Here is a 14,052-nt window from a genome sequence, read left to right as displayed (position 1 = left end):
GCGGGCCGTGCGGGAGAGGCGCAACGAAAAAATGCAGCTGAGTTAATCCATGACAAGAATGCCCGGCTCAGCGGGCAGCGAGACAAACCGCTCGACCCCGAGCGCCTTCAACATCCCATTAAGCAGGACGGGTGGTACCCCATGCCCATCATCGAATCCCGCATCAATCCGCGGTCGCAGGACTACACCGACAACGCGCGCGCCATGCAGGCGCAACTGGACGACCTGAGCCAGCAACTGGCGCGGACCGCGCTGGGCGGCAGCGAATCGTCGCGCGCCAAGCACGTGGCGCGCGGCAAGCTGCTGCCGCGCGACCGCGTCGAACAACTGATCGATCCGGGTTCGCCGTTCCTGGAACTGTCGCCGATGGCGGCGCACGGCATGTACGACGGCGACGCGCCGGGCGCGGGCGTCATCACCGGCATCGGCCGCATCGCCGGCACCGAATGCGTGATCGTCTGCAACGACGCCACCGTCAAGGGCGGCACCTACTACCCGATGACGGTCAAGAAGCACCTGCGGGCGCAGGAGATCGCCGCGCAGAACCGCCTGCCGTGCGTCTACCTGGTCGATTCCGGCGGCGCCAACCTGCCGCAGCAGGACGAGGTATTCCCGGATCGCGAACACTTCGGCCGCATCTTCTACAACCAGGCGCAGATGTCGGCGCAGGGCATCGCGCAGATCGCGGTGGTGATGGGATCCTGCACCGCCGGCGGCGCCTACGTGCCCGCCATGAGCGACGAGTCCATCATCGTCAAGAACCAGGGCACCATCTTCCTGGGCGGCCCGCCCTTGGTGAAGGCCGCCACCGGCGAGGAAGTCAGCGCCGAGGACCTGGGCGGCGGCGACGTGCACACGCGCCTGTCGGGCGTGGCCGACCACCTGGCCGCCAACGACATGCACGCGCTGCAGCTGGCGCGCGGCGCCGTGGCGCGCCTGAACCGCAAGAAGCCGGCGCCGCTGGCCACCGTGCCGGTGCGCGAACCGCGCTACGACCCGGCCGAACTGAACGGCATCATCCCCGCCGACACGCGCAAGCCGTATGACGTGCGCGAGGTCATCGCGCGCATCGTCGACGGCTCCGAGTTCGACGAATTCAAGGCGCGCTTCGGCCCCACGCTGGTGACGGGCTTTGCCCACATCCACGGCATGCCGGTGGGCATCGTCGCCAACAACGGCATCCTGTTCTCGGAATCGGCGCAGAAGGGCGCGCACTTCATCGAACTGTGCGCGCAGCGCAAGATCCCGCTGGTGTTCCTGCAGAACATCACCGGCTTCATGGTCGGCCGCAAGTACGAAAACGAAGGCATCGCGCGCCACGGCGCCAAGATGGTGACGGCCGTGGCCACCGCCAACGTGCCCAAGTTCACCGTGCTGATCGGCGGCTCGTTCGGCGCCGGCAACTACGGCATGTGCGGCCGCGCCTACTCGCCGCGCCTCTTGTTCATGTGGCCCAACGCGCGCATCTCGGTGATGGGCGGCGAGCAGGCCGCCAGCGTGCTGGCCACGGTCAAGCGCGACGGCATCGAGGCGCGCGGCGGCCAGTGGTCGGCGGCCGAGGAAGACGCCTTCAAGGCGCCGATCCGCGAGCAGTACGAACGCGAGGGCCATCCGTACTACGCCACCGCGCGGCTGTGGGACGACGGCATCATCGCGCCGGCGGACACGCGCCGCGTGCTGGGGCTGGCGCTGTCGGCGGCGCTGAACGCGCCGATCGAGGACACGCGCTTCGGCGTCTTCCGGATGTAGAAGGAAAAATCCCACCCCCTACGCGCTGCGCGCGCCCCCTCAAGGGGGCGACACCGGCGGACCGGCGAAGCCGGATCCGCGGTGTCCCCGATAAGGTCGGCGTAATGCGACGTGTGAGGGTTTTGGATGCAACGCGCTCCGCTGCAACGTAGTCAACGAATCATCCCAGTCTGGATAACGCCATGTTCGATACCCTGCTGATTGCCAACCGCGGCGAAATCGCCTGCCGCGTCGCCGCCACCGCCCGCCGCCTGGGCATCCGCACCGTCGCCGTCTATTCCGACGCCGACGCCGACGCCCGCCACGTCGCCGCCTGCGACATCGCGGTGCACATTGGCGGCCCCGAGCCGCGCGCCAGCTACCTGCGCGCCGACGCCATCCTGCAAGCCGCGCGCGACACCGGCGCCGGCGCCATCCACCCCGGCTACGGCTTCCTGTCGGAGAACGAAGCCTTCGCCGAAGCCGCCGAACAGGCCGGCATCGCCTTCGTCGGCCCGCCGGCCTCGGCCATCGCCGCCATGGGCAGCAAGTCCGCCGCCAAGTCGCTGATGGAGAAGGCCGGCGTGCCGCTGGTGCCCGGCTACCACGGCGACAACCAGGACCCGCAATTTCTCAAGGAACAGGCCGACGCCATCGGCTACCCGGTGCTGATCAAGGCCAGCGCCGGCGGCGGCGGCAAGGGCATGCGCGTGGTCGAATCGACGGGCGCGTTCCTCGATGCGCTGGCCTCGTGCCAGCGCGAGGCCGCCTCCAGCTTCGGCGACGACCGCGTGCTGATCGAACGCTATCTGCAGAAGCCGCGCCATATCGAGATCCAGGTGTTCGCCGACACCCACGGCAACTGCGTCTACCTGTTCGAGCGCGACTGCTCGGTGCAGCGCCGCCACCAGAAGGTGATCGAGGAAGCGCCCGCGCCCGGCATGACCGAGGAACGCCGCCGCGCCATGGGCGAGGCCGCCGTGGCCGCCGCGCGCGCGGTGGGCTATGTGGGCGCCGGCACGGTGGAATTCATCGCCGAGCCCGACGGCCGCTTCTACTTCATGGAAATGAACACGCGCCTGCAGGTCGAGCATCCGGTCACCGAGATGATCACCGGCCACGACCTGGTCGAATGGCAGCTGCGCGTGGCCGCCGGCCAGCCGCTGCCGGCGCGCCAGGAAGACCTGCGCATCCACGGCCACGCCATCGAGGCCCGCATCTACGCCGAGAACCCCGAGAAGGGCTTCCTGCCGTCGATCGGCACGCTGGCCTACCTGGGCCTGCCGGCCCACGTCGCCTTCGCCAACGGCGACATCCGCGTCGATGGCGGGGTGCGCACCGGCGACACCATCACGCCGTTCTACGACCCCATGATCGCCAAGCTGATCGTGCACGGCGCCGACCGCGACCAGGCCCGCGCCCGCATGCTGCAGGCGCTGGCGCAGACCCAGGCGGTGGGGGTGCAGACCAACGTCGCCTTCCTGTCGCGCCTGATGCGCGACAGCGCCTTTGCCGCCGCCGACCTCGACACCGGCCTGATCGAGCGCCAGCGCGCCACGCTGCTGCCCGAACCCACGCCGGCCGACGCCGCCACGCTGGCGCTGGCCACGGCCGCCGTGCTGGCCAGCCAGGGCCAGGCGCAATCGGCGCCGCGGGCCGCCGCCCCGGCCGATCCGTGGGACACGCGCGACGGCTGGCGCCTGGGCGGCCGCTACCAGCGTACGTTGCAGTGGATCGACAACGGCGAGACCCGTCACGTCACCGTCGCGCGCCAGGGCGCCGAATGGACGCTGGACAGCGGCGACGGCGCCCGGCCCTTCGCCTGGCGCGCCGAGGACCACAACGGCCCGACCCGCGTGCTGCGCATCACCCTGGACGGCCGCGAACGCGCCGGCACCGTGGCGCTGCACGCCGACAAGGCCCACGTCTTCGGCGACGGCGCCGCGCGCGTGCTGGACCTGTACGACCCGCTGGCGCACGCTCAGGATACCCAGGGCGACCACGGCGGCGGCCTGACCGCGCCCATGCCGGGCAAAATCATCTCCATTGCCGTCAAGGCCGGCGACAGCGTCACCAAGGGCCAGCCGCTGCTGGTGATGGAGGCGATGAAAATGGAGCACACCATCTCCGCGCCGGCCGACGGCAAGGTCGAGGAACTGTTCTACGCCGTGGGCGACCAGGTGACGGAAGGCGCCGAACTGGTGGCGATCGGCGCCTGAACGCGCGCGCCATCGCCGGCTTCCGCGGCGATGGCGTGTCTTTCCACAAGGGGCACGCATGGCCAGCCAGACGTCCTGCGCGTTGATCCAGGTCCCGCCGTCGGCACGGCTGGCCGGCATCGTGTCACACCTGACCGGCTACCGCGAAAGCGGCCAAGGCGCCGGTATGCAGTGGCTCGAAGGCGCCCCGCTGACCGTGCCGCTGGTGATCAGCTTCGGCAGCCCTTTCGGCATCGGACTGGGCCGCGCGGACGCCACGGCGCCCTGGTCCAGCTTCGCGTCCGGCCTGTATGCCGGCCCGGTGTTCGTCGCCTCCGACGGCGCCGCCGAATGCATGCAGGTCGACTTCACGCTGCCCGGCGCGTACCGCTTCTTCGGCGGCATGGTCGCGGACCTGGCGAACCGCCTGGTCGACCTGGGCGACGCGCTGGGCCGCGATGGCCCGGCGCTGCGCGAGCGGCTGGGCCACCTGCCGGACTGGCCGCGGCGCTTCGCCCTGGTCGAGGCATTCATCCTCCGCCGCCTCGGCCGCGCCCCATCGGAACCGGTGACGCATGCCTACCGGCTACTGCTGCGCGACCACGGCACGTTGCGCATCGGCGCGCTGGCCGCCGAAATCGGCTGGAGCCGCAAGCACCTGCTGCACCGTTTCCGGGCCGAGATGGGCCTGGGCCCCAAGGCCCTGGCGCGCATGCTGCGCTTTCACCAGGCCTGCCGGCTGGCCCGGGAACCCGGCAGCGAATGGGCCCAGGTGGCGGCCGCCGGCGGCTATGCCGACCAGGCGCACCTGGCGCGTGAATTCATCGACCTGGCGGGTGAATCGCCGCAGGCCTGGGCGCGGCGCCAGGCCGGGTAACAAATCTTCAAGACCGCGGCCCGCGCATCGGTTCATCATGAAGGCTCCCTCTTGCCCCAGGAGCTTGCCGATGAACCCGACCTCCAAAGAACCGCCCCGCCTGTTTCCCACGCTGCGCTGCCAGGACCCGGACGCCATGATGCGCTGGCTGACCGCCATGCTGGGCTTCACGGAACTGGCCGTCTACCGCGACGGCGCCGTCGTGCAACACGCCGAAATGGCCTGTGGGAGTTCCATCCTGATGCTGGGACAGCACCGCGACGATGAGTACGGCAAACAGGTCGGCGACCCTCAAGGCCGCCGCACCGACGCGCTGTATCTGGCGGTGGACGATCCCGACGCCCTGCACGCCAGGCTGAAAGCCGACGGCACGACCATCGTGGCCGAGCCCTATGACTCGCCGCACGGCAGCCGTGATTTCGCCTGCCGCGACCCCGAGGGCAATCTCTGGTATTTCGGCACCTACTGGCCCAAGGCCTAGCGCTCGCCCATCCCGCGCACGCGCCGCGTCTTCCGCCTCGATGCGCGGCCCGACCTACCCGGCCATGCGACGGGCCTGGCCGGGGGTATAGCCGAAACGCCGCTTGAACAGTCGCGAGAAATGCGACTGATCCGAGAACCCCCATTGCTGCGCCACCCCGGCCACCGACACCGGCCGCGCCGGGCCACGCAGCGTCTGCTCCGCCCGGTCCAAGCGCTGTTCATGCAGCCATTGCATGAAGGTCTGGCCTACGTCGCGGTACAGCGCGTGCAGATAGCGCACGGAGATGCCACAGGCCCGCGCCACTTGCTCCGGCCCCAGGTCGCAGTCGGCCAGGTGGCGCCGCGCATAGGCCTCGATGCGGCACAGGTGCGCCGCCCGCACGGCGGAGTCTCCCGGGTCCAGCGCCCGCGCATCCTGCTGCACGGAACAGACCAGCAGATCCACCAGTTGCTGCGCCAGCAGCTCGCGCATCGTGTCTTCGCCACGGTCGAGCTGGCGGCCGATCAGGTCGACGTAGGACGCGAACAGCCAGCCCGGCCCCTGCGTCGCGTCGAACGATAGCGCACAATAGCGGCCAGGTTCACGCAGGTGCCCGCGCATCATCGCGCCCGGCACCTTGAGCACCCACAAGGCGTTGTCGCGCCCATACGAGAATTCATACGGGCTGTGGCCATGCTCGAGCAGGAACGCGCCCGGATGGCAAAGCGTCTCGCGCCCGGCCTGCAGGAAGCGGATGTCGCTCTGGCGCGGCACCGTAATCAGATAGTGTTCGTCGGAGCCATCCCGCAGATGCGTCGCCAACCGGCGATAGCACAGCGGCGAGGATGCCAGCCGCGACAGTGAAAGCTCGCCCAGGTTCCACGAATGCAGCGCTCCGTCGAAACGCCCTTCATCCTGGAATTGCAATTGCAGGCTGAAATAGGTGCGGCCAACCGCGGTGCTCCAGTAGCGGGCGCGGTCGACAGCAGCCAGGGAAGCGGTATCGTAGCGGGCATCCACGGTGCTATTCCTCGTACAGAGCCTGGCGCTCCCTGTGCCAGGCCCTCTGGTCTCAACAGGCCCTAATCTGGATCAGCCGCCATCGCGGGTCAATAAGTAAGTACCCGAGCCGTGCAGGACGGCGTTCCAGCCAGGACGCACCACGATGGTCGTCGTGGGCTCCTCGATCACGGCGGGCCCCTCGATCCGATCATCCGCAAGCAGGCGCGACCCGTCGTACACCGGCGTGTCGACCCAGGCGCCATCAGCCTCGAACAACATCTCGCGCCGGCTTTCGAGCGCGGCCTCGGGATGGCCGTTGCCGGGCGGCAGGCTCGGCAGCGCGGGCTTGTCCACCTCGCCCACCGCCATGACTTCCAGGTTCACCAGCTCCACCAGGTTATGCGGCTCGGCGTAGGTGTAGAGCTGCTCGTGGCGGGCATGGAAATCCGCGAGCACGGTCTGCAGGGTCTCGCGAGTGAAGGCCCCCGCGGGCACGTCGACCTGGCACTCGTGGATCTGGCCCTGATAGCGCATCTCCACCTTGCGGGACAGCGAGATCCGCGATGGCGCGAAGCCATCGGCCGCGAGCAATTCATGACCGCGCCGCTCCATGTCGCGGAACAATCCATCCAGCCGCGCGATGTCGGCGTGCTCGTCCAGCCGCATCACGGCACTGGCCAGGAAATGGTATTTGACGTCGGAGATCACCTGGCCGAAAGCGCACAGGCAGGAGGCGATCTTGGGCACGAGGACGGTACGGCTGCCGATCTCCTCGGCCAGGGCGACGATGTGCATGCCGGCGGCGCCCCCGGCGCAGACCAGCGCGAAATCGCGCGGATCGTAGCCGTTCTCGATCGAGATTCCGCGAATGCCGTGCGCCATGTTCAGGTTCACCAGCGTGCCGATGCCATGGGCCGCGCGCGCCAGGCTCAAGCCGAGTGGGTCGGCCACATGCCGCCGCACGGCCTCGCGGGCCAGTTCGCGATCCAGGCGGATGGTGCCGCCCAGCACCGCATCCGGGCGCAGATAGCCCAGTACCATGTTGGCATCGGTGACGGTGGGAGCTTCGCCGCCCAGGCCGTAGCAGGCCGGCCCCGGCATCGAGCCGGCGCTTTGCGGCCCCACTTCCAGCATGCCGAAGGCGTTCAGGTGGGCGATGGACCCCCCGCCCGCGCCCAGGGTTTCCACATGGATCATCGGCACGCCGATGCGATGGCGCAGGAAGTCGATATTGCGGTTGAGGTTGGTCTGGCCCGCGCGGGCCATGGTGATGTCGAAGGACGTGCCGCCCATGTCCACCGTGATGATGTTGTCGATGCCGAACGGCGCCGCCACGTACAGGCCGGCCTGGGGCGCCGACGCCGGCCCCGAATTGATGGCGTTGACCGCCCGCCGCCGCATGACGTCGCCCACCGCCAGGCCGCCATTGGACTGGAAGTAACGCACCGCGCCGCGCGCCCCCAGGCCGCGGAAGTAATCATCGATGCGCGCCACGTAGCGCCCCATCACCGGGCTCAGATAGGCGTTGACGATGGTGGTGGAGGTGCGCGTGTACTCCCGCACCTGCGGATAGACCTCATGGCCGGCGCAGACAAATACATCCGGCATGGCGGCCGCCACCATGTCGCGCGCGCGTCGTTCATGCGCGGGATTGGCCGGGGCCCAGACGAACGACACCGCCACCGCCTGCACGCCCTCGCGCTTGAATACCTCGATCGCGGCGCGCACATCGTCTTCGTTCAACGGCGCGTGCACCGAGCCGTCCGCCAGCATCCGTTCACGCACCGGCCTGCGCAGGTGGCGCGGCACCAACTGCGGCGCGGGCGGATAGTCGGCGTCGTAGCGGTAGCCTTCCTCCTTGTGGCCCAGGCGGATTTCGATGCTGTCTTCGTGGCCCGCCGTGCACAGCAGGCCGACCTTGACGCCCTTCAATTCGATCAACGCATTGAGTGCCACGGTGGTGCCATTGATGCACAGATCGCAATCGCGCACGATCTCCTCCACCGGTCTGCCGAGCGCCTCCGATATCTGCGCCAGGCCGGCGGCAATGGCCTTGGTGCCATCCTGCGGCGTCGATGCGCTCTTGAAAAGACAGATTGCGTCGTCGCGTCCGGCCAGGACGAAATCGGTGAACGTGCCGCCGGCGTCTACGCCGAGGCGATATTGTCCTTGCATGGTGTGCTCCTCAGCGGGGATCGCGGATGCGTTGCGTGCGGGTCGCGGCGAAGTCGACATTGCCGTCCGCCCCGACCACCACGCCGTACTCGGCGCGGGCTGCCTCGGCGGAGACCAGCCCATTGCGGATGTCGCGCGCCACGTCTTCCGGCGCGCGGCAATACGGGTCGCCGTAACCGCCGCCGCCCGGGTTGACGTTGCGGGCCCGTTCCCCGGGATGCAACGTCAGGATGGTGTTCTTGCGGTGCACAGTGACCTGGCCGTCGGCGTGATGCTGTTCCAGCCGTCCCAGCTTGCGTTCGGGCAGCGTGTTGTACGCGCCCGCCGCGCCGCCGGTCGGGATCTGGCGCCCTTCGCCAAACGCGACCACTGTCATTTCATGGCCGATGGGTTCCACTTCCCACACCGTGCCGCTGCCGCCGCGGCGCTGCCCGGCGCCGCCGCTGTCTTCCTGCAGGCCATAGCGGTGGATGATGATGGGATAGGCGTACTCCAGCAATTCGATGTCACCTGAACTGAGCGCGCCGAAACAGCACAGCGGGCCGCAGGCGTGCCAGCCGTCCATCTGGCGCGTGGCGCCCGCGCCCGAAATGATGGAGGCCAGCACCATCGTCACGTACTGCTCTCCCGTCCTGGGATTGACACCCGCAATGTTGACGCCGCTGGCATGCCCCCAGGACGCCGTCACGCGATCCGGCGCCGCCGCCTCGAAGGCCTGGCGCACCGCGTCGGTCAGCGTCTCCATGGGCGTGGTGGTGCAGTTGACGTGCGGCGCCGGCTCGCGCGCATTGCACAGCGTGCCCTGCGGGCCCAGGTCCACGGTGACGCAGCGGTACAGCCCCGCGTTGTAGGGCGGCGGCACCTGCGCGAACATCATCAGACCCAGATAGATGCCCGACAGCGAGTTGCCGGCATAGGAATTGATGAAGTAGGGCACCTGGGGCGGACTGTCGATGCGGATGTGGACCTGGTCGCCGGTCACCTGCACGCTGGCCGTGATGGTCATGTCGCCATGGCCATGGCCGGCATCCTCCAGGCGCGCCCGGCCTTCATAGCGCCCGTCGGGAATCGAGGCGATCAACGATCGCATATGCCGGTCCGCCATGTCCTTGAGCTCGGCAATGGCGGCCTGCACGGTGGCCAGGCCGTACTTGGCGAGCAGGGCGCGCAAATGGCGCTCGCCGACCCGGCAGGCGCCGAACTGGGCGTTGAGATCGCCCTCCTGGTCGCGCCGCGATCGCATGTTGCACAGCAGCAGGTTGACGACGTCGTCACGCCGCACGCCCCGGTCCCAGAGCTTCACCGGCGGGATCCGCAGGCCTTCGGCATAGAGATCGCGCGCGTCCGGGTTGTAGCCCGCCGGCACCGGCCCGCCGATGTCGGTCAGGTGGCCCTTGCACACCGCCCAGAAAACCAGCTGGCCCTCATGGAATACCGGCTTGTACATGCAGCAATCGAGAATATGGCTGCCCTGGTAGACCGGATCGTTGTGATAGATGATGTCGCCTTCGTGGATATCGTCGCCGAAGAAGTCGGCCACGGCCTTCATGGCGGGGATCAGCGATCCGAGGTGGATGGGGATATCCTGGCCCTGCAGGATCATTTCCGGATAGTGGTCGAACAGCGCGTTGCTGTAGTCGTGGGCCAGGTTGAAGACGCTGGAGCGGCCCGTTTTCTCCAGTGTCATTGTCATTTCACGCTGCGCGGTCTCGAGCGCGCCGCGCACCACGGCCAGCGTGATCGGGTCTACCTGCCCGGCGGCGGCAAATGGCTTGCCCATCATGTTCCCCTTGTATGGTCGCCACCTTCCGGATGGCTGCAGGAGCAACGTTAATCAGCGCCACGGCGGCTGGCTTGTACCAGAGCGCACGAAAACTTGCCTGTGAAAGCACAACGGCCCGGTGCTTTGCCGCATGCTCTTAGTTTCCCGTCAGGCGGTTTTCCCTAGAATGCGGGATTCCGATCCCCGCCCGCGCATACGCCGCGCGCCCCCGTCCCGATGCCCGCCCCAGACTCCCCCAGTCCGCTTTACCGTCCCGCCTTCCTGCACTTCCTGTTCGCGCGCATCGGCGCGTCGCTGGCCTTCCAGATCGTCTCGGTGGCGGTGGGCTGGCAGGTCTATGCGCTGTCGGGCAGCGCGCTCGACCTGGGCCTGATCGGGCTGGCGCAGTTCCTGCCGATGGCGGCGCTGACGCTGGTGGTAGGGCACGTGGCCGACCGCTACGACCGCCGCAAGATCGTCGCCATCTGCATGGCGGTCGAGACCCTGGCCACCTTGCTGCTGGCGATCGCCGCGCTGCACGGCGTCGGCGGCAAGACGCTGATCTACGCCACCCTCATCATCATGAGCTCGGCGCGCGCCTTCGAGGCGCCCACGCTGACCACGCTGATTCCCGCCATCGTGCCGCGCGAATGGCTGCCGCGCGCCACCGCGCTGTCGTCCTCCGGCGGCCAGATCGCGCAGATCGCCGGCCCGGCGCTGGGCGGCATCGGCTACGGGCTGGGGGCCGGGTGGGTCTACTGCGTGGCGGCGGCGCTGTACCTGTGCGGCTTCGCCTGCATCGCCAGCATGTCGATCGACCGCGCCCCGCCGCGCAGGGAGCCCACCACCTGGCGCACGCTGTTCGCCGGCATCACCTTCATCTTCCAGCGCCGCATCCTGCTGGGCACGCTGTCGCTGGACCTGTTCGCGGTGCTGCTGGGCGGCGCCACGGCGCTGCTGCCGATCTTCGCCAAGGACATTCTCAACGCCGGTCCCTGGGCCCTGGGCGCGCTGCGCGCGGCGCCGGCCTGTGGCGCCATGCTGATGTCGCTGACGCTGGCGCGCCTGAGCCTGGGCGAGCACGTGGGCCGCCTGCTGTTCGGCGCGCTGATCCTGTTCGGCCTGGCCACCACCGTGTTCGGCCTGTCGACCTCGATCCCGCTGTCGGTGGGCGCGCTGGTGGTGCTGGGCGCGGCCGACGCCATCAGCGTGGTGGTGCGCTCGTCGCTGGTGCAGCTGAACACGCCCGACCACATGCTGGGCCGCGTCAGCGCGGTCAACACGCTGTTCGTCGGCGCCTCGAACCAGCTGGGGGAATTCGAATCCGGCGTGATGGCGGCGCTGCTGGGCGCGGTGCCGGCGGTGGTGGTGGGCGGCCTGGGCACGATTGCGGTGGCGGGGCTGTGGATGCACTGGTTCCCGGAGCTGCGCAGGCTGCGTTCGCTGCATCCCGAAACCGAACCGGCCTGACGCTGCCTGCATCGCCCGGCAAACCGCGATTGTTGCCGGGCGAAATTTTGTTGCGACGCAACTTTACCCTCGCGGCGGGCCTGCCTATCTTGTGACCATGTTCAGCCAACGGGTCCTGCCGCTGCCATGTCTACACCGGATACCAGCCTTGTTTCCGCGACGAAAAAGGTCTGCCGCGTCCTCGCCAGCCTGTCGAACCGGCGCGTCCAGCGACTGACCGACATCGCGCAGGCGGCGCAGTTGGATGTGTCCACGGCATTGCGCATCCTGAAGGACCTGGAGGCCGAGGGTTTCGTGGAGCGAGACCCGGTCAGCAAGCACTACATGCTCGGTCCGCAGGTCTATGCCATGCACCATGCCATGGTCGATGGCCTCGATCTGCGCGCCCTGGCGCGGCCGGCGCTGATCCGCCTGGCGCGCAAGTTCGGCGACACCGTCATCCTGTCGATGCCAACCGGCTGGGAATCGGTCTGCCTGGACCTGTGCTTCGGCGACTACCCGATCCGCGCCAACTACCTGGAGATCGGCAGCCGCCGTCCGCTCGGCATCGGCGCCGGCAGCCTGGCGCTGCTGGCGGCCATGGACGAGAACGAAACCCAGGCGGTGCTGCCGCCGGTGCACCAGCGGTTGCAGGAACGCTACCCGCGCTATCCGGTGCGGCTGCTGGAACAGATGACGGCGCGCGCCCGCAAGCTCGGCCACGCCATGCTGCTGGACGTGGTGGTGGAAAAGATGGGCGGTCTGGGCGTGGCCGTGCGCGGCCCCAGCGGCCGCGCCATCGCCGCGCTCAGCGTGGCGGCATTGAGCGAGCGCGTCGAATCGCGCGAACAGGAACTGGCCCAGGCGCTGGCCGCCGAAGCCCGCGCCATCGAACGCGCCTGGATGCCCCATGCCTGATCTCCACCACGCCTGCCTGCTGGCCGCGGCCAGCACGCGCTTCGGCCGCCACGAGGGCCGCTCGGCCCTGGACCTGATGGCCGAGGCCGCCAACGCCGCGCTGGCGCAGTCCGGCCTGCGGCGCGCCGATATCGACGGCGTGCTGTGCGGCTACGCGACCACCTTTCCGCACCTGATGCTGGCCACGCTGCTCAGCGAAAAACTGGGCCTGGACCCGCACTACGCCCACGGCATGCAGATGGGCGGCGCCACCGGCGCGGCCATGGTGATGCTGGCGCGCGAACTGGTGCGCGCCGGCCGCTGCCGCCGCGTGCTGGTGGTGGCGGGCGAGAACCGCCTGACCGGCCAGGCCGTCGACGCCTCCATCCAGACACTGGCGCAGGTCGGCGAAGCCGATACCGAGGTGCCCAACGGCGCGTCGGTGCCGGCCTATTACGCGCTGCTGGCCTCCGCCTACATGCACCGGACCGGCACCCGGCGCGAGGATCTGGCCGAGTTCGCCGCGTTGATGCGCCGCCACGCCGCCAGCCACCCCCATGCGCACCTGAACGCAGCCATCAACGTGGACCAGGTGCTGGCGTCCCGGCCCATCGCCACGCCGCTGCACCTGCTGGACTGCTGCCCGATCTCCGACGGCGCGGTGGCGCTGGTGGTCGGCGCGGACGAAGGGCCCGTGCGCATCAGCGGCGCCGGGCAGGCGCATCGCCACCAGCACCTGTCGGCGCTGCGCGACATCCTCGACACCGGCGCGGCGCGCGCGCTCAGGCATGCTTATGCCGACGCCGGCATCGGCCAGGACCAGGTCGACTACCTGGGCATCTACGATTCCTTCACCATCACGCTGGCCATGCTGCTGGAAGAACTGGGCTTCGCGCCGCGCGGCGGCGCGGCGGATCGCGTGCGGCGCGGCGACTTCGACGCCGCCGGACCGCTGCCGCTTAACACCCACGGGGGCCTGCTGTCGTTCGGACATTCCGGCGTAGCCGGCGGCATGGCGCACGTGGCCGAGGCCTGGACGCAGTTGGCGGGCCAGGCCGGATCGCGGCAGGCGGGCGCGCCGCGCTGCGCGCTGGTGCATGCGGACGGCGGCGTGCTGTCCGCCCACGTCAGCCTGGTGCTGCAGGCGGAGGGCCGTCGGTGAACGCCCGCGATCCGCTGGAACTGCAACGCTGCGAGGACTGCGGCGCCTGGTGGGCGCTGCGCCCCTACGCCTGCGCCCATTGCGGCGGCAGCAACCTGCCATGGCGGCGCAGCAGCGGCGCGGGCGTAGTGCTGGCGCGCACCGAGATCCACCGCGCGCCCGACGCCTTCTGGCGCGCGCGTGTGCCCTACGTGCTGGTGCTGGTGCGCCTGGAAGAGGGCGCCGTGCTGATGGGGCATGCCGATGCCGGCATCGCCATCGGCCAGCAGGTCATGGGCCGCGTGATCACGATCGACGGCCGCGCATTGCTCGGTTTCGAGGCGCGCCGGCCGCCTTGAA

Annotated in this window: 11 protein-coding genes; 8 read left to right on the top strand and 3 right to left on the bottom strand. The window is 69.4% G+C overall.

All coding sequences use genetic code 11. The features are described from left to right. The first annotated feature begins 141 nt into the window (after nucleotides 1-141). The 4 genes from AC6CR5_RS20845 (at nucleotide 142) to AC6CR5_RS20830 (ending at nucleotide 5,284) form a co-directional block, all read left to right on the top strand. Nucleotides 142-1,749 carry a carboxyl transferase domain-containing protein gene (locus AC6CR5_RS20845; protein ID WP_006386958.1) on the top strand — a complete coding sequence of 536 codons (1,608 nt, stop codon included), beginning with the start codon at nucleotides 142-144 and terminating at the stop codon, nucleotides 1,747-1,749. A 182-nt stretch (nucleotides 1,750-1,931) separates the two neighbouring features. Continuing rightward, nucleotides 1,932-3,947 (top strand): acetyl/propionyl/methylcrotonyl-CoA carboxylase subunit alpha, encoded by a 2,016-nt coding sequence (locus AC6CR5_RS20840; protein WP_498084907.1) that lies wholly within the window; start codon nucleotides 1,932-1,934, stop codon nucleotides 3,945-3,947. A gap of 58 nt (nucleotides 3,948-4,005) precedes the next feature. Continuing rightward, the gene (locus AC6CR5_RS20835; protein WP_498084906.1) at nucleotides 4,006-4,803 is read left to right on the top strand and encodes a helix-turn-helix domain-containing protein; all 798 of its coding nucleotides are present in this window, start codon (nucleotides 4,006-4,008) and stop codon (nucleotides 4,801-4,803) included. Between the two features lie 70 nt (nucleotides 4,804-4,873). Beyond that, nucleotides 4,874-5,284: a VOC family protein gene (locus AC6CR5_RS20830; protein WP_478220567.1), complete on the top strand. Its 411-nt coding sequence runs from the start codon at nucleotides 4,874-4,876 to the stop codon at nucleotides 5,282-5,284. 54 nt (nucleotides 5,285-5,338) lie between these two features. Here the strand turns inward: AC6CR5_RS20830 and AC6CR5_RS20825 are convergent, their stop codons facing one another. The 3 genes from AC6CR5_RS20825 to capB form a co-directional block, all read right to left on the bottom strand. After that, a complete protein-coding gene (locus AC6CR5_RS20825; RefSeq protein ID WP_020925673.1) occupies nucleotides 5,339-6,286 on the bottom strand; it encodes an AraC-like ligand-binding domain-containing protein in 948 nt (315 codons plus the stop codon). A gap of 72 nt (nucleotides 6,287-6,358) precedes the next feature. Then, entirely contained in the window at nucleotides 6,359-8,443 is a 2,085-nt protein-coding gene (capA, locus tag AC6CR5_RS20820; RefSeq protein WP_047992416.1) for a caprolactamase subunit alpha, read from the bottom strand. 10 nt (nucleotides 8,444-8,453) lie between these two features. Continuing rightward, a complete protein-coding gene (gene capB / locus AC6CR5_RS20815; protein WP_047992502.1) occupies nucleotides 8,454-10,223 on the bottom strand; it encodes a caprolactamase subunit beta in 1,770 nt (589 codons plus the stop codon). Nucleotides 10,224-10,442: 219 nt separating this feature from the next. On the opposite strand from capB, the gene AC6CR5_RS20810 reads away from it, so the two are divergent. From AC6CR5_RS20810 to AC6CR5_RS20795, 4 genes are all read left to right on the top strand, one after another. Continuing rightward, nucleotides 10,443-11,675: an MFS transporter gene (locus AC6CR5_RS20810; protein WP_020925676.1), complete on the top strand. Its 1,233-nt coding sequence runs from the start codon at nucleotides 10,443-10,445 to the stop codon at nucleotides 11,673-11,675. A 126-nt stretch (nucleotides 11,676-11,801) separates the two neighbouring features. Next, on the top strand, nucleotides 11,802-12,572 hold the full coding sequence (locus AC6CR5_RS20805) for an IclR family transcriptional regulator (protein WP_006386952.1): 771 nt from the start codon (nucleotides 11,802-11,804) through the stop codon (nucleotides 12,570-12,572). After that, nucleotides 12,565-13,713, top strand: a complete 1,149-nt coding sequence (locus AC6CR5_RS20800; protein ID WP_498084905.1) for a thiolase family protein — start codon at nucleotides 12,565-12,567, stop codon at nucleotides 13,711-13,713. The genes AC6CR5_RS20805 and AC6CR5_RS20800 overlap by 8 nt, the downstream gene beginning before the upstream one ends. Next, the gene (locus AC6CR5_RS20795; protein WP_047992413.1) at nucleotides 13,710-14,051 is read left to right on the top strand and encodes a Zn-ribbon domain-containing OB-fold protein; all 342 of its coding nucleotides are present in this window, start codon (nucleotides 13,710-13,712) and stop codon (nucleotides 14,049-14,051) included. Before AC6CR5_RS20800 ends, AC6CR5_RS20795 begins: the two co-directional genes overlap by 4 nt. Nucleotide 14,052 lies beyond the last annotated feature (1 nt).

The organism is Achromobacter sp. EG18, assembly GCF_059759395.1.
The sequence above is the reverse complement of the archived record's forward strand: the minus strand, read 5'-3'. Positions and strand labels throughout refer to the sequence as shown.